This window comes from Arthrobacter sp. NicSoilB4 (assembly GCF_019977335.1).
Taxonomy (GTDB): domain Bacteria; phylum Actinomycetota; class Actinomycetes; order Actinomycetales; family Micrococcaceae; genus Arthrobacter.
The window spans coordinates 2,178,052-2,200,604 of the sequence record NZ_AP024653.1 but is presented as its reverse complement, the minus strand read 5'-3'; the positions used below and the strand labels follow the sequence as shown (position 1 = coordinate 2,200,604).

The 22,553-nt window shown below is 66.8% G+C and carries 14 protein-coding genes; 8 read left to right on the top strand and 6 right to left on the bottom strand.

Annotated elements, in window-relative coordinates:
* Positions 1 to 10: 10 nt before the first annotated feature.
* Positions 11 to 889, bottom strand: coding sequence for an aldo/keto reductase (locus LDO13_RS09880; RefSeq protein WP_224046597.1), 879 nt, complete (start codon positions 887 to 889; stop codon positions 11 to 13).
* A 64-nt stretch (positions 890 to 953) separates the two neighbouring features.
* A complete protein-coding gene (locus LDO13_RS09875) occupies positions 954 to 1,916 on the bottom strand; it encodes a sugar-binding domain-containing protein (protein ID WP_224046596.1) in 963 nt (320 codons plus the stop codon).
* A 125-nt stretch (positions 1,917 to 2,041) separates the two neighbouring features.
* Here LDO13_RS09875 and LDO13_RS09870 point away from each other — a divergent pair, with 125 nt between their 5' ends.
* From LDO13_RS09870 to glpK, 3 genes are all read left to right on the top strand, one after another.
* Positions 2,042 to 3,853: a glycerol-3-phosphate dehydrogenase/oxidase gene (locus LDO13_RS09870; RefSeq protein WP_224046595.1), complete on the top strand. Its 1,812-nt coding sequence runs from the start codon at positions 2,042 to 2,044 to the stop codon at positions 3,851 to 3,853.
* A gap of 158 nt (positions 3,854 to 4,011) precedes the next feature.
* Positions 4,012 to 4,761, top strand: a complete 750-nt coding sequence (locus LDO13_RS09865; RefSeq protein ID WP_224046594.1) for an MIP/aquaporin family protein — start codon at positions 4,012 to 4,014, stop codon at positions 4,759 to 4,761.
* 55 nt (positions 4,762 to 4,816) lie between these two features.
* On the top strand, positions 4,817 to 6,331 hold the full coding sequence (gene glpK / locus LDO13_RS09860) for a glycerol kinase GlpK (protein ID WP_224046593.1): 1,515 nt from the start codon (positions 4,817 to 4,819) through the stop codon (positions 6,329 to 6,331).
* A 93-nt stretch (positions 6,332 to 6,424) separates the two neighbouring features.
* On the opposite strand, the gene LDO13_RS09855 is transcribed toward glpK, so the two are convergent.
* From LDO13_RS09855 to LDO13_RS09840, 4 genes are read right to left on the bottom strand one after another with little or no spacing between them, the layout of a single operon-like run.
* On the bottom strand, positions 6,425 to 7,339 hold the full coding sequence (locus tag LDO13_RS09855; protein WP_224046592.1) for a hypothetical protein: 915 nt from the start codon (positions 7,337 to 7,339) through the stop codon (positions 6,425 to 6,427).
* Positions 7,340 to 7,376: 37 nt separating this feature from the next.
* A complete protein-coding gene (locus LDO13_RS09850; protein WP_224046591.1) occupies positions 7,377 to 10,520 on the bottom strand; it encodes an efflux RND transporter permease subunit in 3,144 nt (1,047 codons plus the stop codon).
* A 1-nt stretch (position 10,521) separates the two neighbouring features.
* A complete protein-coding gene (locus tag LDO13_RS09845) occupies positions 10,522 to 10,974 on the bottom strand; it encodes a hypothetical protein (protein ID WP_224046590.1) in 453 nt (150 codons plus the stop codon).
* Positions 10,971 to 14,144, bottom strand: coding sequence for an efflux RND transporter permease subunit (locus tag LDO13_RS09840; RefSeq protein WP_224046589.1), 3,174 nt, complete (start codon positions 14,142 to 14,144; stop codon positions 10,971 to 10,973). Before LDO13_RS09840 ends, LDO13_RS09845 begins: the two co-directional genes overlap by 4 nt.
* Before the next feature lie 744 nt (positions 14,145 to 14,888).
* Between LDO13_RS09840 and leuS the strand changes: the two genes are divergently transcribed.
* From leuS to holA, 5 genes are all read left to right on the top strand, one after another.
* Positions 14,889 to 17,420, top strand: a complete 2,532-nt coding sequence (gene leuS, locus LDO13_RS09835; RefSeq protein WP_224046588.1) for a leucine--tRNA ligase — start codon at positions 14,889 to 14,891, stop codon at positions 17,418 to 17,420.
* Between the two features lie 83 nt (positions 17,421 to 17,503).
* The gene (locus LDO13_RS09830) at positions 17,504 to 18,520 is read left to right on the top strand and encodes a DegV family protein (RefSeq protein ID WP_224046587.1); all 1,017 of its coding nucleotides are present in this window, start codon (positions 17,504 to 17,506) and stop codon (positions 18,518 to 18,520) included.
* Between the two features lie 283 nt (positions 18,521 to 18,803).
* Positions 18,804 to 19,496: a helix-hairpin-helix domain-containing protein gene (locus LDO13_RS09825; protein ID WP_224046586.1), complete on the top strand. Its 693-nt coding sequence runs from the start codon at positions 18,804 to 18,806 to the stop codon at positions 19,494 to 19,496.
* Positions 19,497 to 19,516: 20 nt separating this feature from the next.
* Positions 19,517 to 21,511 carry a ComEC/Rec2 family competence protein gene (locus LDO13_RS09820; protein ID WP_224046585.1) on the top strand — a complete coding sequence of 665 codons (1,995 nt, stop codon included), beginning with the start codon at positions 19,517 to 19,519 and terminating at the stop codon, positions 21,509 to 21,511.
* The gene (gene holA / locus LDO13_RS09815; protein WP_224046584.1) at positions 21,445 to 22,458 is read left to right on the top strand and encodes a DNA polymerase III subunit delta; all 1,014 of its coding nucleotides are present in this window, start codon (positions 21,445 to 21,447) and stop codon (positions 22,456 to 22,458) included. The genes LDO13_RS09820 and holA overlap by 67 nt, the downstream gene beginning before the upstream one ends.
* The last annotated feature ends 95 nt before the right edge of the window (positions 22,459 to 22,553 follow it).

Here is a 22,553-nt window from a genome sequence, read left to right as displayed (position 1 = left end):
TCGATATGTCCTAATTGACTGAGTCCGGGTGGGAGCCGGTGCGGAAGCCACGTTCCAGACCGGCAAGGGCTGTCATGGCGGCGTCGTCGAGGCTGAAGTCGAAGACGTCGAGGTTGTCGCGGATCCGGGCGTGGGAGCTGGCCTTCGGGATGGCGACGTGGCCGAGCTGGACGTGCCAGCGGAGGATGATCTGTGCCGCGGTCTTGCCCTGCGCGGCCGCGAGCTCCAGCACCACCGGATCCTGCAGGACCTGGCCGCGGCCCAGCGGACTCCACGCCTGCGTAGTGATTCCGAGCTCGCCGTGCAGCGTGCGCAGCTCCTCCTGCTGGAGCCAGGGGTGCAATTCGATCTGGTTGACGGCCGGCACGACTTCAGCGCTCTGCAGCAGGCGGTGCAGGTGGGCCGGCTGGAAATTCGACACCCCGATGGCCCGCGCCTTGCCCTCCCTGTACAGGGTCTCCATCGCGCGGTAGCTCTCGGGATACAGCCCGCGTTGCGCACAGGGCCAGTGGATCAGGTACAGATCCACGTATTCCAGACCAAGGTTGGCCAAGGAGGTGTCGAAGGCGCGCAGCGTGGCGTCATAGCCCTGGTCGTCGTTCCAGAGCTTGGTGGTGACGAACAGGTCATCGCGCGATAGGGCGGGGGAGGACTCGCCGGAACCGCCGCGGGCATCGTCATGGCTTGAGAAGCCGGAGAGCGAACCAATGCCCCGGCCAACGCCCGTCTCGTTGCCGTACATGGCGGCGGTATCAAAATGGCGGTACCCGGCCTCGAGGGCCATGGTCACGAGTCCGGCGGCGTCCGCGGACGGCACCTTATAGAGCCCGAACCCCAACTGGTCGATCAGGACGCCGTTGTTGAGGCTGAGGCGGGGCGAGGGTTTCATACCCTCGACTTTACCGACTCCGCCGCCGCTGCTCCCCACGGCGGGCCGGGCCAGGCAGGCCGAGTCACGCCAAACCGTCGAAGCTGACCAGGCGCCGGGCGCTGGCCTCGTCGAGGATCAGGTCGGTGGCCAGGCCCGCGGCGAGGGCGCCGCGCAGGCCATTGATCTTGGAGGCACCCGACACCACACAGATCCTCCGGCGCACCTGGCGCAACTGCGCGAGGTCCGGGCCGGTGGAGCGTTCGTTGAGCGTGATGCCGTCCGAGGAGCCGTTGGCGCGGAAGAACACGGTGGCCACGTCGCCCACGACGTCGGAATTGGCCAGGACGGACAGGTCCTCCTCGTCGAGGTAGCCGCCGGCGTAGACGTGGCTGGGGTAGTCGGCGTCGACCGATCCCACACCGAAAATCGCAATGCTCATGCGTGCCTGAAGCTCGAGGATCCGCTGAACACTGCGCTCATTCCACATGGCCCTTTTGGTCGCGGCATGGTCGAAGAAGGCCGGGACCGGGAACTGCTCCACGCGCGCCCCGTAGGCACTGCCAAAGCGCCGCATGATGTCAGAGGCGTAGGTGATGCCGGTGGTTTGCATGTTGCCCGCGCCGTTGAGCTGGACGATTACGCTGTCGTGGGTGATCTTCCGGGTCAGGTGCCGGCTGACGGCGCTAAGGGTGGAACCCCACGCGACGCCGATGATCGCATTGGAATCGACCAGCGGGCCGATGGTGCGCGCGGCCTGCATGGCCACGCGGTCCAGTGTTTCCGCCTCATTCAGCGTGTCAACGACCGGAACAACGTGCACATCGACCTTGTATTCGGCGCGGATCATGCTCGCCAGCTCCGGGCCGGTGTCCAGCGGGCTCCGGATCTGGATCTGGACCAGTCCGGATTCCCGGGCCGAGGAAAGCAGCCGCGAAACGGTGGACCGGGACGTCCGGAGCTCACGCGCGATGGCGTCCATGGTCAGGTCCTGGAGGTAATACAACTGGGCCGCGCGGAGGGCGTCGGAGTGGCGTGAAGGTGTCATCCCATTTCCGTTCTGCACGTTTGTGCATAGTGCTTGACTCCATTTTCCATTACTCCAAAGAATAGTGTTGAACGGCGCCGCGCCACAGGGCGCGCCGCACAGGACAAGACCCAAAGGAGCAGTTCTTGGGACAGAAGGTTTCAGCCCGCAACCAGGCGTCGGCCGGCGAGCGAGCATCGGTGCAGAAGCTGCGGACGCGGCCCCACGCGCAGGTGCTGATCATCGGCGGCGGTATCAACGGAGTGGGCACGTTCCGGGACCTGGCCCTGCAGGGTGTGGACGTCGCCCTCGTGGAGCGCGGCGACTACTGCCAGGGAGCCAGCGGGGCCTCCTCGCACATGATCCACGGCGGCATCCGCTACCTCGAAAACGGTGAATTCCGCCTCGTCCAGGAGTCGGTCGTCGAACGCAACCGGCTGCTCCGCATCGCACCCCACTACGTGAAGCCGCTGCAGACCACCATCCCCATCTTCAGCACGTTCTCCGGAGTCCTCGCCGCCCCGCTGCGCTTCCTGACCCACAAGCAGCAGGGCGCGCCGAAGGAGCGCGGGGCCTTCCTGATCAAGCTCGGGCTGAGCCTGTACGACTTCTTCTCCCGCGACGGTGGCACCGTGCCCCGCCACCAGTTCCGCGGCCGCAAACGAGCGCTGGCGGAACTGCCGCGCCTCCACCCCGGCATCAAGTACAGCGCCACGTACTTCGACGCCTCCGTCCACAACCCGGAGCGGCTCACCCTTGACGTGCTGCAGGACGGCGAGAAAGCCGGCGCGTCCGGCGCCAGTGACGCCCGCGCCAGCAACTACGTCTCGCTCGTCGCGGTCAAGGACGGCGCGGGAGCAGGGGGTACCGGGAGCACAGTGGAACTGCGGGACGAACTCACCGGCGACCTGTTCCACTTCACCGCCGACGTCATCGTCAACACCACCGGCGCCTGGGTCGACCTGACCAACCAGGCCATGGGCGCGGCGTCGGCCTTCATGGGCGGCACCAAGGGATCGCACATCGTGCTGGACCACCCGGAACTGCTTGCCGCCTGCAACGGCCGCGAGATCTTCTTCGAGCACACCGACGGCCGGATCGTGCTGATCTACCCGATGGGGGACCGGGTCCTGGTGGGCACCACCGACGTCGACGCCGACATGGCGGAGGACGCCGTGTGCACCGAATCGGAGATCGACTACTTCTTCGACTTGATCGGCCATGTCTTCCCCGACATCGCCGTGGACCGGGAGCAGATCGTCTACACCTTCTCCGGAGTCCGCCCGCTGCCCAGGCACGACGCCACCCAGCCAGGCTTTGTCAGCCGCGACTACCGGATCGAGCGGCGCGCAGGCGCCGCAGCAGCCGCCGGAGCAGGACGGGGCGCCGGCGCCGTCGTACTCAGCCTCGTCGGCGGCAAGTGGACCACGTTCCGCGCCCTCGCCGAACACCTGAGCAACAACGTCCTCGCCGAACTCGGCATGGAGCGGAAGGTTTCGACGGCGAAGCTCGCCATCGGCGGCGGCGCCGGCTTCCCGGACTCCGGTGACGGCGTGCAGCGCTGGATCAAGGCGCACATGGCCGCCGGACGCGACGCGGACCGCACCGCCGGGCTGCTGACCCGCTACGGCACCCGCGCGGAGGAAGTCATCCGTTTCCTCGACGGAGCCCCGGGATCCGCCGCCGACCGGCTCCTGCACTCGACCCGCGAACTGAGCGTCCGGGAACTGGAGTTCATGGCCCAAAACGAGCAGATCGGGCACTTGGTCGACGTACTGATCCGCCGCACGTCCCTCGCCTTCCGCGGACTCGTGACCGGCGAACTGCTGAACGAGGTTGCCGACATCCTCGCCGGCCCGCTGGGCTGGGACGCGGCAACGCGGACCTCCGAGATCACCCACGCTCAGGAGGTGCTCAAGCGATCCCACGGCGTCCAGGTCCACAGCCTGGTCTCGTGATAGACCTCGGTGCCCGGACGGGGGACGTCCGGGCACAAGGACTGCGTGGTTCCTCTGGGGGACCGGCGCAGTGGCAGGCCGGCGGCGCCAACACGCTGACGGCCCAACAGCCCTTCAAACTCGCGAGGGGCTGACAACAGAAAATAGAGGAGTCAAAGATGTCTCTTGGAATAGTTTTCCTGTCCGAAGTATTCGGTACCGCAATGCTGACCCTGCTGGGTTGCGGCGTTGTGGCAAACGTTGCACTTAAAGGCACCAAGGGCAACAACGGCGGGTTCCTGATGGTCACCTGGGGATGGGGCATCGCCGTCCTCTCCGGCGTCTACGTCGCCGCCATGTCCGGGGCGCACCTGAACCCCGCGGTCACCATGGGCATACTCATTGAGGGCAGGAGGAATTACGCCGCCGGTGTTCCCATCGACTTCGCGTCCACGATGACCTACTTCGCCGGTGAAATGGTCGGTGCCTTCCTTGGCGCCATCGTGATGTGGCTGGCCTACAAGCAGCACTTCGACCTTGAGCAGGAGCCCGCCAGCCAGCTGGCCGTCTTCTCGACCGGACCCGCCATCCGCTCCGTCCCGTGGAACCTGGTGACGGAAATCATCGGCACCTTTGTCCTCGTTTTCGTCATCCTGGCCTTCGGCGGAACGCCTTCCGGGCTGGGCCCGCTGGCCGTTGCCCTGTTGGTTGTCGGCATCGGTGTCTCCCTCGGTGGCCCCACGGGCTACGCCATCAATCCGGCCCGTGACCTCGGTCCCCGCATCGCGCACGCCCTGCTCCCGATCAAGGGCAAGGGCTCGAGCGACTGGGGCTATTCCTGGATCCCCGTTGTGGGCCCGCTGACCGGCGGAATCCTGGGCGGCCTTGCCGCCAAGTACGTGCCGATCATCATCCTGGCCACCTCCTAACCCCACTTGCACGCATTCATCCAACTGCCAGGCCAAAAAAGACAAGGACGTCAACATGAACCAGTACGTAATCGCCATTGACCAGGGCACCACCAGCACACGCGCCATCGTGTTCGACCACAGCGGCCACATCGTCTCCTCGGGCCAGATGGAACACGAGCAGATCTTCCCGCAGGCCGGCTGGGTGGAGCACGACCCCGCCGAGATCTGGAACAACACCCGCGAGGTCATCGCCTCTGCCCTGTCCAAGGCGAACCTGACGCGCCACGACATCGCGGCGGTCGGCATCACCAACCAGCGCGAAACCGCGGTCGTCTGGGACAAGACCACCGGCAAGGCGATCTACAACGCGATCGTCTGGCAGGACACCCGGACCCAGCCGATCGTGGACGAGCTGGCCAAGGACGGCGGACCGGAGCGGTTCAAGCAGAAGGTGGGCCTGCCGCTGGCAACCTACTTCTCCGGCACCAAGATCAAGTGGATCCTGGACAACGTCGAGGGCGCCCGCGCCAAGGCCGAGGCCGGGGACCTGGTGTTCGGCAACACCGACTGCTGGGTGCTCTGGAACCTGACCGGCGGGACTGACGGCGGGGTCCACGTCACGGATGTCACCAACGCCTCGAGGACCATGTTCATGGACCTGGAGACGCTCTCCTGGGACCGGGAAATCCTGGATGCCTTCGGTGTTCCGGCCTCCATGATGCCGGCCATCAAGTCGTCGTCGGAGGTCTACGGCACGGTCCACACCTCCCAGCTGCTGCGTGAAGTTCCTGTTGCCGGCATCCTGGGCGACCAGCAGGCGGCGACGTTCGGACAGGCGGCGTTCGACGCCGGCGAGGCCAAGAACACCTACGGCACGGGCTGCTTCCTCATCTTCAACACCGGTGAGGAAATCGTCCACTCCAAGAACGGGCTGCTGACCACGGTCGGCTACAAGCTCGGGGACTCCGCTCCGCACTATGCCCTGGAAGGCTCCATCGCCGTCACCGGCTCGCTCGTGCAGTGGCTGCGTGACAACCTTGGCATGATCAGCAGCGCCCCCGAGGTGGAGACGCTGGCGGCTTCGGTCGAGGACAACGGCGGTGTGTACATTGTTCCCGCGTTCTCCGGCCTGTTCGCTCCCTACTGGCGTTCCGACGCCCGCGGTGCGATCGTCGGACTGACCCGCTTTGTGAACAAGAACCACATCGCCCGCGCGGCGCTGGAGGCTACGGCATTCCAGACCCGCGAAGTGCTCGACGCCGTCAACGCGGACTCGGGTGTGCCCCTGACCGAGCTGAAGGTCGACGGCGGCATGGTCGCCAACGACGCTCTGATGCAGTTCCAGGCGGATATCCTCGGGGTTCCGGTGATCCGGCCCAAGGTCGTCGAGACAACCGCGCTGGGTGCCGCCTACGCAGCCGGTCTTGCCGTCGGATTCTGGAAGGACCTGGGCGAATGCTCGGCCAACTGGTCCGAGGACAAGCGCTGGGAGCCGACGATGGACCAGTCCGAGCGGGAGCGCCAGATGCGCCTTTGGAAGAAGGCCGTCACCAAGTCCATGGACTGGGTGGACGACGACGTCAAGTAGCGGCGCCAACGGCCTCCCGCAGGCCAAGGAAAAGCTCCGGTCAGCCAGGCTGGCCGGAGCTTTTCCTGTTGGCCCCCGCAGAGGGCGGGGACGTCAGTCCCCGTGACGGGGAGCTACCTCAACGGCGCGGGGCGTCTTGGCATACACATCCGGGCTGACTTTGTAGGCGTGGTTGTCCAGTTCCAGCGCCTGCTCGTTGACGTTCCTGAGCTGCGCATCGCTGAGCTTCCGGATCTTGACCAGGTCCATGGTCTCCTGCTGGTCACCGCCGTCGGCGGTCACCCGCACGAGCCCGGTGCCGGCGGAGTAGAACTTCCGCTGGTGGCCGGCGCTGGGCGGATCCAGCGGATTGAATTCGTCGATCACCAGCACATCGTCGTAGCATCCTGTCGGAACGCAGACGTGCCGGTTCGTTTCGATCACGTCGCCGCAGTCGAGGAAATCGACTTTGGGCGCATAAGCCTGGACGTATGCCGGCGTGCCGGTCCGCGGACGTCCCTGCATCGCGATTCCGGCCTGCGCCTTGGCGATCCCGCTTATGAAGGTGCTGGGCGCACCCACAAATTTGCCGTTCTCATACTCCTCCGGATACTCGCCGAAGAGCCAGACGTCGCCGTCCTTCGACTGGGCGAAGAATGCCAGTTCGGATTCGGCCAGTACGTCGTCGGAGTAGTCCCGGTCCCACATGACCAGGGTGTTCACACCGTCGATGACCTTGGTCAGCCCGGTGACGGTATGAACCACCTTATGAGCGCTGGTCCCGTCCGCCGACTTGACGGTGCCATCCGTGGTGAACTGCATTCCCGGCTTGAGCGGAAACCATTTGTTGTCGATCTTCGGCGATGCGGGGAACTCCCAGGGATCGAAATCGATCTCAGAGCCGGGTCCGCAGAATTCCTTTGGACCCGGGGCGGCGGCGGCTGTGGCCGCCGTCGTCACGGTCAGCGTGGCCAGCACCAGCAGGATTGCGGAGCCGTAGGCCGTGAAGCGTTTGCCTGGTAAGGCCATGTCACTGGCTTCTTTCTTCAAATGGTGGTGGTTGCGGCTAGACGGCCGGGGCCGGCTGGGGCTGGTTGGGCCGGCGCTCACGCTTCGGACCCTTCTTGGCGAACCGCAGGTACAGCGATGGGACGATGAACAGGTTGACCAGTGTCGACGTGACAAGGCCGCCCAGAATCACCACCGCCATGGGATGTTCAATCTCATGGCCGGGGATGTTCCCCATCACCACCAGCGGCACAAGTGCCAGTGCGGTAGCGAGGGTGGTCATCAGAATCGGCGACAAGCGCTCGGCGGCCCCGCGCAGCACGAGGGCAGGTCCGAAGGCCATGCCCTCGAACTCCTCCAGGTGCTGGCAGTGGTTGATGAGCAGGATGCCGTTGCGGGCGGCGATGCCCATCAGCGTCAGGAATCCGACCAGGGATCCCAGCGACAGGATGCCGCCGCTGAGGTGGGCGGCAATCACACCCCCCACCAATGCGACCGGCAGCGTCAGGATGGCCAGGATGGCCAGCCGCCAGCTCCGGAATGCCGCCTGGAGCAGGAGGAAGACCACGATGACCGCGCCCGCCGAGTAAAGCAGCAGGCGCTGCGAGGCTGCCTGGCGTTCGGCGTATTCGCCGAGGACAACCGCCTCGTAGCCGACCGGGAACTGGACCGTCTCCATTTCGGACTTCAGCTTCTCCACAACCTTGGCCAGGTCGCCTTCCTTGACGTTGGCACTGACATCGATGCGCCTGGATCCCTCCGACCGCTCGATGACATTGGGGGTGGGTTTGACCGAAATCGTGGCGACGTCAGCCATCCGGATCCTTTCCCCGGATGGGGTGTCGAGCGGGAGGTTCTCGATGCTGGTGACGCTGGTCCGGGTTTCCGGCGCGCTCCACACCTGCACGTCGTAGGCCTTGCCATCCCGATAGACGTCGCCGACTTCCTCTCCGGCGACCAGGGTGGCGGCGGCACGTCGCACGTCGCCGGGCTTCAGCCCGTAGCGTTTTGCGGCATCCAGATTCACTTCCACGTTGATTTGCGGAATGTTGGCCTGGAGGGCCACCTTTGCGCCGATGGCCCCGTCGATGCCGCCCAGGATGCCCTTTATCTTGTCGGCCTCCGCTTTCAGGGTGCCCAAGTCGTCGCCATAGACGCGCACGACGACGGCGTAGCCGGTGCCTGTCAGGACCTCGCGGATGCGCTCCTTGAGGTACGTCTGGACGTCCCGCACGATTCCGGGGTAGCCACTCACGACCTCCTGCACGGCGGCCAGAGTCTCGTCATAGTCCACCGCAGGGTCAACGCTGATCCAGTTCTCCCCGAAGTAGACGCCCACGACTTCATCGGCGTTGAACGCCTGGCCAATGTGGGACCCACAGTTGTTGACTCCCTTAATCGTCATGAGTTCCTTGCAGGCGAGCTGGCTGACCCGGACTTCCTCGGAATTGGACGTGCCGGGCTGCGTGAGCCAGTGCATCAGGAAGTCACGCTCCTTGAAGGACGGGAGCAAGGATTGGCCCAGCAGGGGTGCCAGTACAAGGCCGATCACGCCCAGGGCGCCCAGGGCAAGGTACCCCGGGGCGGGACGCCGGACCATAGGCCGGAGCAGGTGGCCGTACCAGCGCTTCAGCACCCTGACCACGGGCGGATCCTTGTCTTCCAGTTTGGCGTTCCTGAGGAAGATGTAGGCCATCGCCGGCGTGACGGTCAGCGCAACCACCATGGACGCCATCACCGCGAGGGTGTAGGAGGTGGCCAGCGGGCGGAAGAACGCCCCGGTCAACCCGTCGAGGAAGAAGATCGGCACCGTCGCGGCGACGATGATCAACGTGGCATAGACAATCGGGCCCCGGACCTCGAGCGAGGCGTTCACCACGACCCTGGCGGTGCTTTCGGTGCCGCCGCTGGCACGGTGGTGCCGGAGCCGCCGGACGATGTTTTCGACGTCGATAATGGCATCGTCCACCACCACCCCGACGGCAATCACCAGCCCCGCAAGCACCATCGTATTAATCGTGCCCCCGGTCCAATAGAGGACCAGGGCCGCGGCCGTCAGCGACAACGGTATGGCCATGACGCTGACCAGCGCCGTCCGCCACTGGAAGAGGAAGACGCTCAGCACCAGGATGACCAGCAGGCAGCCCAGCAGAAGGGCCACGCCCAGGTTGCCGAGGGATTCCTCGATGAAGGTCGCCGGGCGGAATATCGTGGTGTCCACGGCAATCCCGGTGAGGCCTGGTTCGAGTTGCTTCAGCGCCTCTTCCACCCCGCGCGTCACTTCGAGGGTGTTGCCCCAGGGGAGCTTCTCAACGATCAGCATGAGCCCGGGACCGCCATTGATCACCGCGTCGCCGATCAGCTGCTGGTGGTCCTCCACTACGTTGGCGACGTCCGCCAGCCGCAGCGGCGCCTGTCCCTCACGGTCCGTCACCGCCACCTTCGCCAGTTCTTCCGGCGACGTGATGGCCTGGACGTGACGGATGCCAATGGACTGGCTGGGCGTGTCGAGCGAACCGCCCGTTCCGATGAGGGCGCCGGGGGAGTAGTGCAGCAGGCCCGCGTCCAGGGCATCGGACGTTGAGCTCATCACGGTTTCCAAGGTGACATTGTTGGCTGCCAGCCGGGCCGGATCCACCTGCACCTGGAGCATCTGGAGGCGTTCGCCCCAGATGGCGACATTGGCCACCCCCGGAACGCGCAGCAGATGGGCCCTGATGTTCCAGTAGGAAATCATGGACATTTCGATGAGCGACCGGGTGTCCGAGGACAGGCCGATCTTCATGACCCGGCTGGTGGAGGACAGGGGCTGCAGCATCAGCGGCGGTGCGGCCCAGGTGGGCAGGGTCGGGATAACCGTCGCCATGCGCTCGGACACCAGTTGCCGGGCGGTGAGCAGATCAGTGCCGTTCTCGAATTCCATCACAATCGACGAAAGCTGGGGCACCGATTTGGACCTCATGTGGTCCAGGCCGGCGATCCCGTTGAACGCTTCCTCCATGGGAACCGAAACCAGTTCCTCGACCTCGGCGGCGGTAAGTCCCAGGCAGGCTGTCTGGACCTCGACCTTCGGCGGCGCGAACTCGGGGAACACGTCCACCGAGGCACTGCTGAGTTGCGCGCCGCCCACGATCATCAGCGCCGCCGCCAGCGCGATGATGATCGATCTGAACTTCAGGCTGGCTGCGACTATCCGGCGCATGTCATTTGCCCGTGTTGAACTCGGTGCCGAAGAGCTCTACCGCGCCCACCGTGACGACGGGAGTCCCCACGGCGGGGCCGGCGCTGGCCGTGACCACACCTGCCTCGACTTTGGCGACGGTGACTGCCTGGCGCTCAAATACCCGCGGTGCGGGGTTGGTGTAGACCCACGTCTTGCCGTTGGCGTCGTATAACAGCGAGGCATAGGGCAGCAGCACGTCCGTGCCCGTGCCCGCCGTGACCGGTTCCGTCTTCAGGTCGATGCGGGCCAGACCGTGTTCGGTCACGGTCAGCTTGGCGATGCCCGTCGTGGCGTTTTTCTCGACTTTGGCGGGGGCTTCACCGGCCGCCGCGGGTGTCACCGCAGCGGACTGGGCGCAGGCCGTGAGGCTCAAGAGAAGGGCACAGGCAGCGGCCGCCAGGGGCAGACGCCGTTGGGGCTTTTGGCTGGTCATTTTACTTCCACCTTTTCCTGCGTAACGGGTTGAACAGGCTCTTCCGCCTCGTAAACTTCCGACCAATCTTCAGGTGCGGTACGGGGACCGAACCAGAGGGCCAGCAGGGGGAGCACCAGGAGCGCCACAAGCGTTGTGGTCACGAGGCCTCCGCCGATGATCAGCAACATCGGGAGTATCACCGCATGGCCGACGCCGCCAATCAGTGCGGGTGGTATCAGCACCAGCAGGGTGATCAAGGCGGCTTTGAGGACCGGTGATACCCGGTCCCGGGCTGCCGTCATGACGGCCTTAGCGCGAGACGTTTGCGGCTGGGAACGCCACAGCTCATCGGCACGGGCCGAGAGCAACGTTGCGTTGCGGGCGGCAATGGCAAGGACAGCGGCGAAGGCGGTCATGGCAATCCAGGACATCGCCGCACTCCCGATCCAGGCTGCCACGGCCGCCCCGGAGAGCGCCGCCGGAAGGGACAGGAAGATGGCGAGCGCCAGCTTCCAGCTCCGCACCGCCGTCTGGAGCAGCAGGAACACCCCGAGGAGGGCGGCCGCTGCAAGCCACAGGACAAGGGAGTCGGCGGCCTGCAACTGGGCATACTTCGCCGGGATCTCTGCGTGGTATTCCACCGGGAACTGGATCTGCTTGATGGCTGCTTCAATATCGCGCTGCACGTCGGCCAGCGGTCGTCCGCTGACATCGGCCACCACATCGATCCGCCGTGAGGTGTCATCGTGCAAGACGACCACTTCGTTGGGGACCATCCGGATGGTGGCAATGTCGCCCAACTGGACGTGTCCGCCGGTGGGAGTATCCAGGAGCAGTTCACGGATGCTGGTCAGGTCATCCCTGACGTCAACCGCGCCGCGCACGACCACTTCGAAGACCTTTTGCTCTTCGAAAAGGTTGCCCACGACAATCCCCTGCATCAGGGTTGCCGCCGCACGCCTCGCGTCACCAGGCTTGATGCCGGACTTCTGGGCAGCCTCGAGATTGACCTCGACCTCCACGATCGGAGTCATCGGTATGGCGTTGATCGTCGGGTTCTTGACGCCATTGATGTTCTCGATGGCTTTTCGGACTTCTTCGGCTTTCTCCCGCAGGACCGGCAGTTCCGTGCCGTAGACGCGGACCGCAAAGCCGGGCTCCAGGGTGCTGTGCATGTCGCCGATTTTCTGCTCGGAATAGTTCACAACGTTGTTCGTGATGCCGGGGTAGCCCTGGACCACCTCGCGGACGGCCTGCTCGGTCGCTCCGAAGTCGGCATTCGGGGCGATGGATACCCACAGCTCGGCGGCGCTGTTTCCGACAACCTGGTCGGAGGTGATGGCGCGGCCGATGTGCCCGCCGACTCCTGAAACGCCTGGCAGCGCCTTCAGTTCGTCAGAGGCCTTGGACGCGACCCGGCGGACCTCGTCATTGGACGTGCCGGACATGGAGTCCCACTGGACCAGCAGGGTCCTGTCCGGCAAGGTCGGAACCACCGGCCGGTTGCCGATCAACTGGGATCCGGCAGCGATTCCAAGCACGCCAACGACCGCAACAGCGACCAGGCTGACTGTCCGGCGGGAACGGATGCCCGAGAGTGCCCGGTCGTAGTACGCCCGGGCACGTCCGGCGGCAGCCGGCTCCTTTGGCTGCGCCGTCTCGCGGGGCAGGAGCATATGCGCGAGCACAGGGGTGACAGAGAGTCCGACGAGCAAGGCGGCCGAGAGAGCCAGCACCAGGGACCAGAACAGCGGAGTAAAGAAGGAGCCGCCGATCCCGGGCACGAACAGCGTCGGAATGAGGGCCACCACCATGATCAGCGAGGCGTGGAACAACGGGGTCCGGACTCCCCGGACGACCGCCACGATCCTGGACCTCAGCGTGGCCTCGGTTTCCGTGGCTTCGGTCACCAGCGGCCTGCGCCGCTGGGCGTGGACGTCCTCCACGATGTCGCCCACGATCACTGACATGGCAAGGACCAGGCCGACCAGGACCGTGACGTTGAGAGTGGCGTTTTGCGCGTATAGGACCACAGCGGCCGTGACGACGGTTGTCGTGATGGCCGCGAGGGCAATGACCGCTACGCGCCAGGAGCGGAAGAGCAGCCAGAAAAGCCCGACCGCGATCAGCAGGCTGATCAACAGTGCAAGACCAAGACCGCTCACGGAGTCCTGAACGGCGGTCGCCGGGCGAAACACGGTGGTGTCCAGCTGGACTCCGGTCAGGCCGGGTTCCATATCCTTGAGCGCGGCCTCAATATTCTCGGTGACCTGCACTGCGCTGGTCCCGGGGAACTTCTCAATGACCAGCATCAGCCCGGCGTCCTGTCCGACGACGGCATCGCCGATGAGGGGCTGATGGTCTTCCCTGACCTGGGCTATATCGCCCAACGACATCGCCGGAGTCGAATCCTCCACGCTGACCTTGGAAAGGTCCGCCGGAGTCCGGATTGGGAGGACATGCTGGATGCCGAGGCGCTGACTGGGAGACTCGACGAAACCGCCGGTTCCCGGTGTGGACGCTTCGAGGAAACTCAGCGGCGAAACCCACACCGCGTTGCCGGTGGTCTTGATGACCTGTTCGAGGGTGATGCCCTTGTCCCGCAGCTGCGTGGGGGTGACCTCAACCTGGAGCTGCTGCTCGCGCTGGCCCCAAATGGAAACGTTCGCCACGCCCGGAATGCCGATCAGCCTCGGTTTGATTTTCCAGCGGGCCAGGACCGACATCTCGATGCCGGAGAGCTGCTTGGAACTCATCTTGACCATCAGCACCCGGCTCGTGGAGGAGACGGGCTGCATGATCAGCGGCGGCGCGGATACATTCGGCAGCGCCACTGCCTGGGTCATCCGTTCCGCGACGAGCTGGCGTGCCCGCAGCAGATCCGTGCCCGGCTCGAAGACCAGTTGGATGGATGACAGCCCCGGGACGGATTTCGAGCGGATCTCGTCCAGCCAGGCCACCCCGTTGAGTAGGTCCGCTTCCATCGGGGAGGTAATGAGCTGCTCAACCTCGACAGCGGAAAGGCCCAGGGCTTCTGTCTGGATTTCGACTTGCGCCGGCGCGAATTCGGGCATTGTGTCCACGGCGATACGCGGAACATTGATGATGCCAAAAGCGATTATTCCGGCCGCGAGGGCGAGCACCAGGATGCGGAACTGCAGACTGAAGCGGGTGATCCAGCCAAACATGGCTAATCGGCTTCCAGGCCGCTTCCGGTGGGCGCGCAACGCCCGGCCGGATCTATGAATTGTTGCAGGCAAGAACTCCGCGAATGACACATGTCAGGCTCCTCAACCCGAGACCTGTTGCGAATCCCCCCAGAGATCTTGAGAGCATAGTGTTCCTATCAGCAACGTTTGGCAAGGGCGCAAATGCCCGCATTGGAGTCCGGGATTCGCGTGGCGCCAGCACCTGATGTGCACAGTGACTCTCATATAGGCTGCGTTTTGTCAATAAGGGCGTTTCGACTACTGGGATACACGCAAGTATTACTGGGCCGGAGACGGAAAGCTACTTGCCTTCGTGCCGCGGGCACTCCCTCCGTCAGGTGCCGCCGGGCAGGCGGGGCAGCGATTTGCACAGTAGTGGCGGACTTCGTCCGAGTGGTCGTTTTCAAAAAAAGTTTGGGCTTTCGGGGCCGCGAAGCATGCCAATCGCGGCGGCTGCTCCGGCAAAGGCCGCTCCGGGCGGGAACGCAACGCCGTTCCCGTTTCCCCGCGAACCAGCCGGAGGCGCTAAAGTAGAGCTATGCGTGCGATCCTCCTGCTTAGCTAGCCGCCCGGCATCCCGACGAGAACTCGGATTGCCGAGCGGCAGCCCCTCCGTGTCGAGGGGCTTTTGTGTGTCTGGACCCATTTGGGCGGACGGCAGGGAACAGGCAGGGCGGGACAGTAGCCTGTACATAGGGCTTGACAGAACAGAAGAGGCCAGCAGTGAGCGTTCAGCCGGAGACAGAGACCGGAACACCAGCAGTCGCAGCGGAGACCCCGGAAGAGGGTGCCTACAGCTTTGCGGCCATGGAAGCCAAGTGGCCGCAGGTCTGGGAGGACTTGAAGGTCTTCACACCCGTCGACGACGGGTCGAAGGAGCGGCGGTACGTGCTGGACATGTTCCCGTACCCGTCCGGCGATCTCCACATGGGCCACGCCGAAGCGTTTGCGATGGGCGACGTCGTCGCGCGTTACCTGCGCCAGCAGGGCTACGACGTGCTGCACCCGATCGGCTGGGACTCCTTCGGGCTTCCCGCCGAAAACGCGGCCATCAAGCGAAATGCCCACCCCAGCGAGTGGACCTACGCCAATATCGACACCCAGGCTGCGTCGTTCAAGCGCTACGCGATTTCCGCCGACTGGTCACGCCGGATCCACACCTCCGATCCGGAGTACTACCGCTGGACGCAGTGGCTCTTCAAACGCTTCTACGAGCGCGGCCTGGCCTACCGCAAGAATTCCCCGGTCAACTGGTGCCCCAAGGACCAGACCGTGCTGGCCAACGAACAGGTGGTCAACGGTGCCTGTGAGCGCTGCGGCACGCCCGTCACCAAGAAGTCGCTGAACCAGTGGTACTTCAAGATCACCGATTACGCTGACCGGCTGCTCGATGACATGGACGAACTGCGCGGCCACTGGCCCGAACGTGTCCTGGCCATGCAGAAGAACTGGATCGGACGCTCCGAGGGCGCACACGTCAGCTTCGTGATCGAAGCCGACGGCGGCAGGCCCGCCAAGGACGTCACGGTTTTCACCACCCGCCCGGACACCCTCTACGGCGCGACGTTCTTTGTCGTCGCCGCCGACGCGCCGATCGCCGTGGAACTGGTCACCGAGGAGCACGCCGCCGCCCTGGACGCATACCGCGAACAGGTCAAGGCGCTCTCCGAAATCGAACGCCAGTCCACCGAGCGCGAGAAGACCGGCGTCTTCACCGGCCGCTACGCCATCAACCCGCTCAACGGCGAGAAGCTGCCCGTCTGGGCGGCCGACTACGTGCTGGCCGACTACGGCACCGGCGCCATCATGGCCGTCCCCGCGCACGACCAGCGCGACCTCGACTTCGCCCGCACCTTCGACCTCCCGGTCCGCGCCGTCCTGGACACCGGCGAGGAAGACCCCGCCGTCAGCGGCACCGCGACCTCCGGCGAGGGGACCCTGATCAACTCCGGCACCCTGGACGGACTGCCCAAGGCCGAGGCCATCCCGGCAGCCATCGAAATCCTGGAGCAGCAGGGCACGGGCGAGAAGTTCGTGAACTTCCGCCTGCGCGACTGGCTGCTCAGCCGGCAGCGGTTCTGGGGCACGCCGATCCCGATCATCCACTGCCCGTCCTGCGGGGAAGTCCCGGTCCCGGACGAGCAGCTGCCCGTCACGCTGCCGGCCGACCTGCGCGGCGAGGACCTGTCCCCAAAGGGCACTTCACCGCTCGCGGCGGTCGAGAGCTGGGTCAACGTCGAATGCCCCGACTGCCACGGCCCGGCCAAGCGGGACACGGACACCATGGACACCTTCGTGGATTCGTCCTGGTACTTCCTGCGCTTCGTTTCCCCGCAGTACACCGAGGGCCCCTTCGATCCCGCCAGGATCAACGACTGGATGCCGGTGGGCCAGTACGTCGGCGGCGTGGAGCACGCCATCCTGCACCTGCTCTACGCACGGTTCTTCACCAAGGTCATCCACGACCTGGGCATGATCGACGCCGACGAGCCGTTCAGTGCGCTGCTGAACCAGGGCCAGGTGCTCAACGGCGGCAAGGCCATGAGCAAGTCCCTGGGCAACGGCGTCGACCTCGGCGAGCAGCTGGACAAGTTCGGCGTCGACGCCGTCCGGCTCACCATGATCTTCGCCTCCCCGCCGGAGGACGACGTCGACTGGGCGGACGTCTCGCCGTCGGGCTCCGCGAAGTTCCTGGCCCGCGCCTGGCGGCTGGGACGAGATGTCACCAGCGCACCCGGTGTGGACTACGCGGCCGGCGACCGGGCCCTGCGCGCCGTCACGCACCGCACGATCGCCGACGCGGAAACGCTGCTCGACTCCAACAAGTTCAACGTGGTCGTGGCCAAGCTCATGGAACTGGTCAACGCTACGCGTAAGACTATTGACGCAGCCAACGGCGCCGGCGGCGCCGATCCGGCCGTCCGTGAGGCCGTCGAGACCGTCGCGGTCATCCTGAGCCTGTTCGCGCCGTACACGGCCGAGGACCTCTGGAACGTGCTGGGGCACCCCGCCTCGGTCGCCAACGCGGGATGGCCCACGCATGATGAGGCCCTGCTGGTGCAGGACACGGTCACCGCCGTCGTCCAGGTCCAGGGCAAGGTCCGGGACCGCCTGGAAGTCTCGCCGGAGATCGGCGAGGACGAACTGCGGGAGCTGGCACTGGCCTCGGACAACGTCCAGCGGGCCCTTGACGGGCGGGGGATCCGCACGGTGATCGTGCGGGCGCCTAAACTGGTCAACATCGTCCCGGCCTAGCCGGTTGCAGGCCGCCGGTTCCGACCGGCGGCCTGCTCTCACAGCGTGTCCGGATAGCTAGCGCAGACAGCAGGAGGTGCTTCGTGCCCCACCGCGACCCCGCGGGGTGGCCGTGGCTGAAGGAGCGCCTGAGCGGGCTCCGCCAGGCCACGCGGCCCGAACTTGTCCGCGGAACCGGACCCGGGGCAGTGCCCGCCGCCGTCGTGCGGACGGCTGTGGTTACGGACTCCGCCGCCGCACTGCCGGCTGACTGGGTTCGGGGCCTGGCCGCCGATGGGCTGCTGACGGTTGTCCCGATGCCCGTCATGGTGGGTTCCGAAATCTATGGCGAGGGCGAAGACGACATCGCCGACACGATCGCCGTAGCCCTGGCCAGCGGCAAACCGGTCAAAACCTCGCGCCCCTCACCCGGGCAGTTCGAACAGGCCTACCTCGCGGCCCGGCGGCACGGATATGAGTCCGTCGTCTCGATCCACATTTCCGGGGAACTGTCCGGAACGGCCGACTCGGCCCGCATCGCCGCCGCCCGGGTGGGTTTCCCCGTGGAGGTCCTGGACTCGCGCACGGTCGGCATGGCGCAGGGAATGGGGGTCCAGGCCGCCGTGGCCGCCGCGGCGGACGGCCTGACGGCAGGGGAAGTGCGGGAATTCGCCGAGCAGCGGCTGGCCCGCACCAGGGTCTATTTCTACGTGCCCAGCCTCGAGCAGTTGCGCCGCGGCGGTCGGATCGGCGCCGCGGCCTCGCTCTGGGGGACCATGCTTGCGATCAAGCCCATCCTCGCGGTCGAAGACGGCAGGGTGGTTCCGCTGGAGAAAGTCCGCTCGGCGGCGAAGGCCATCGCACGTCTCAAGGAGATCGTGGTGGCCGATGCCGCCGCCCGGTCCGGGGGGCAGGCCCGGCTCGCCGTCCACCACTTCGGCAACCCGGCCGAGGCCGGCCAGCTCGCAGCGGAGCTGGCCGCAGCGGTTCCCGGCTGCGCGCCCATCCAGATCAGCGCGCTTCCGGCGGTGCTGGCCGCCCATGCCGGCCTCGGCGTGCTGGCGGTGATTGTGGGGGAGAACAGCACCCCCGCAGCCACTGAGGCACGCGCCGCCACGTAGTCCGTCCACCGGCCGGCGTCATCCCTGCGGTTTCGCGGTATCCACATGAGGCAAACCGGCCCTGATCTGTGTGCCCACCGCTTCATACGATGGGCGCATGCCGCGCCACGATCCGGGAGTCCCGCCCAGTGCCGAACCGGGCCATGCCGAACCGGGCCATGCCGGCCGAAGGCTGTCTGCCGCCGTCGGGCCCGGGGCCGGCCTCCTCGCCGGTCCGCCCATGGCTACCGTGCCGGAGGGCCAGTGGGAGCCAGGCCCGCGTGGTTCGCCGGCGCAGAGCCGTATGAGATGGCGCACCGGTCGGCGCGCCGCCACGCTGCTTTGTCTGGTGGCCGCGATGTTCCTCGGCTGGTTCTGGTGGCAGGCGGCGAACGGTACCAGCGAGGTCAGTCCGCTGGGTTCTGTCGCAGCGTCGGAATCTGGTGACGCGCCCGCCCCGGAGCCGGAACCGGAAACGGAACCCGGCCGCGCAGCGGAAGATCCGCCCGGCGAGTCTGCAGGGGACAGCGGCGGAAGCATCATTGTGCATGTGGCCGGTGCGGTCGTCCGTGCCGGAATCGTGGAGCTGCCGCAGGGGAGCCGCCTGCACGAGGCCATTGCGGCCGCGGGAGGCAGTGCCCCCGACGCGGACCCGGACCAGCTCAATCTCGCGGCTGTACTCGAGGATGGACAGAAGGTCCTGGTGCCCAGGCGAGGGGAAACCGTGCCTGCCGGTTCTGCCCCGGCCGCTGATACCGGCGCCCCGGGCGGCACGGCGGGTGGCGGAGCCGGACCCGCTTCGGACGGAAAGATCAGCCTGAACACTGCCGGCGTCGACGAACTGGCCACCCTTCCGCGTGTGGGTCCGGTGCTGGCGCAGCGGATTGTGGAGTGGCGGACCCAGCACGGCCGGTTCCAGCGGGTGGAGGAGCTGGATGCGGTGGACGGAGTCGGGCCCAAGCTGCTCGCGGCGCTGCTGCCCCTGGTCCGGGTTTGACGGCGGACTCGGACATTGACATGGAACAGCACAGCCGCTGGCAGCGGTACGTTGACGCCGCCGTTACCCGGGGACCTGGGACCGGTCGGTCCCGGCCGGGGCCGCCGCCGGCTGCCCGCCGGGGACGCGGCCGGCTGCGGCTCCGTGACCGGCTTCCGCAGTTCGCATCCCCGCACCGCACCACCCCGGCGCGGGAGGAGACGCTCCGCCGAACGGATATGCGCCTCGTTCCCTCGGCAGCGCTGGTGTGGGCCACGGCCGCCGCCGGGCACCACCTGCACCCTGCAGCGCTGGCGGCCCTCTGCATTACCCTCCTGGCCGGCGCCGGGCTCCTCCTGTTCGGGGCATCCTACGGCGGCAGTGCCGGTCACGGAGCGCGATGGCACTGCAGCCCGGCACGTCGGAGCTTCCTCGCGACCATGGCCGCGGCGCTGCTCCTCTCCGCTGCGGCGGGCGGCCACGCCGCCGTCGACTCCTCCCGGCGGCACGAAGGTGCCATCGCGGCTGCCGCCGCCGCCCATGCGGCCGTCGTCGCGGAAGTGGAGATAACGGGTGCTCCCCGGGGACTCAGGACGCCCGGAAGTTCCGGACTCGCGGAGCAATGGGCGGTTCCGGCGGTCCTGCTCGAAATGAACGTTGCCTCAAACCGCGTGATCTCGCCCGCCAAGGTACTGGTCATAGGCGGTGCCGGCTGGGAAGATGCCACGCCCGGGCAGCGGCTGCGCACCACCGGCAAACTCAGGCCAATTGCGCCCGGCCAGGCTGAAGCGGCGGTGCTCTCGGCAAGTTCTGCCCCGCTTACGATCAGCACACCGGGGCCCTGGCAGCAGGGCCCCGTGGAAGTCCGCAGCCACTTCGCCGCTGCCGCCGGGCATTTCGGCGGTGACGCCCGGGGCCTCCTGCCGGGAATGGTGACCGGAGACACCAGCAATCTGGACGCCGGGCTGGATGTGGCCATGAAATCCGTCGGGATGACCCACCTGACCGCGGTCAGCGGCGCCAACTGCAGCCTCATCCTGGGCGCCCTGCTGCTGGCCGCGCGCAGCCTGCGGTGCAGCCGGTCGTTCGCGGCGGTCCTCGGCCTTGCGGGCATGGGGCTGTTTGTCCTGATGGTCGGCCCGGATGCCAGCGTCCTGCGGGCTGCCGTGATGGGCGGGGTTGGGCTCGTGGCCCTGGCGGGAGGCCGGCAGGGCCGGGGTTTGAGCTTCCTGTGCCTCGCCGTGATTGTGCTGGTGCTGGCGCAACCGGCGATGTCGACCAGCTTCGGGTTCCTGCTGTCCGTGCTTGCGACCCTCGGTATCGTCGTGGTGGGGCGGCTGATCATGGGGTGGTTCCCGGCCGCGGTGCCGCGCTGGCTCGCCGCCGGAGTGGCAGTGCCGCTGTCCGCGCAGGCCTTCTGCGGGCCGGTGGTCGTGTTGCTGCAGCCGCAGTTCTCCAGCTACGCCCTGCCCGCCAACATGGCCGCGGCCGTCTTCGTCGCCCCGGTCACGTTGCTGGGGACGGCCGCCGTGCCGTTGGTGCCGCTGGCCCCGGCCCTCGCCGACGCACTGCTCGGCACGGCCGCGGTTTTCGCCGCCGCAGTCGGGGCGATCGCCCGCTGCTTCGCCGGGCTGCCCGGCGCCGTCCTGCCATGGCCGGAAGGGGCATTCGGCGCCGCCACGATGGCACTGTTCTCCACCTGCACCCTCGCCGCCTGGTGGCTGGTGTTCCACCCGGCCCGCTCGGCCGGACTGGCGCTGGCGGCGCACAGACGGACCGTGAGCCTGCTCAGGGCGGTGATGTTGCCCAAGGCGGTGATATTGCCCGAGACCGCGGCCTTGCCCCACCGGATGCCGCGACGCCGGAACGGCTTGGGGGCGCCGCGGGGAGTGCACGGGCCCGGCTTGGTGCACCGTCCAGGCCGTGGCACGCTTAGAGTCTGCAATCAATCTTCCGGGAGGAAACCTCAGTGGCTGCTGCCCAGACCCAACGCACCCGGCCAGCGGCGTCGAACACCGCCACCTGGCGCGATGTGACCCCGGCCGCCGTTGTGCTGGTCGGTGGACCGGAGGACTATCTGGGTTCCCGTGCCATGGACCGCATCCGCGCGCAGGTCCGCGCCGCCGCCCCCGACGTCGAAGTCACCCGGCTCAACGCCGGCAGCTATGAACCCGGGTCGCTCGCGATGAATGTGAGCCCCTCCCTCTTCGGCGAGCAGAAGCTTCTCGAGGTGGAAGGCCTGGAGGCCATGAACGACGCGTTCCTGGCCGACGGGCTCAAGTACCTCCAGCGGCCAGAACCGGACGCCGTTCTGGTCCTCCGCCACAGCGGCGGCGTGCGCGGCAAGAAACTCCTCGACGCCGTCAAGGCCGGCGGGTGGCCGGTGGTGGACTGCCAGCCCCTGAAGAAGGACGCGGACAAGATCGCCTTCGTGACGTCCGAGTTCAAGGCCGCGTCCCGGCGGATCGATTCGGACGCCGTGCATGCTTTGGTCAACGCTGTCGGCGCGCAGCTGGCTGAACTGGCGGCCGCCTGCAGCCAACTGATCGCCGATGCCTCCACTGGCGTGGATTCCGCCATGGTGGACCGGTACTACGGGGGCAGGGTCGAGGCCACCGCCTTCAAGGTCGCCGATGCCGCCATGGCCGGGAATGCTCCGCTGGCGCTGTCCACCCTGCGCCACGCCCTCGATACCGGGGCGGACCCGGTGCCGCTGGTGGCCGCGCTGGCATCGAAGCTGCGCACCCTCGCCAAGGTCGCCGGCGCCCAGGGGTCCTCGGGCCAGATCGCCAAGCAACTGGGCATGCAGCCCTGGCTTGTCGAACAGGCGCAGCGGGAAGTGCGGCGCTGGACTCCCGAGGGGCTCGTCCGCTCCATCCAGGTGACCGCCGAGGCCGATGCGCAGGTCAAGGGCCTGTCGCGCGACCCGGTCTACGCCGTCGAACACGCCGTGACGGTGATTGCGACGTCGGTGCGCCGCTGACGCCGACTTTCCCCGGGCTGGACCGCCGGCGCCGCCTGCGCCCGGGCATCGAAGCTGGGCTTTAACTGGAAGTGGCCGGCACCCGAGGGTGCCGG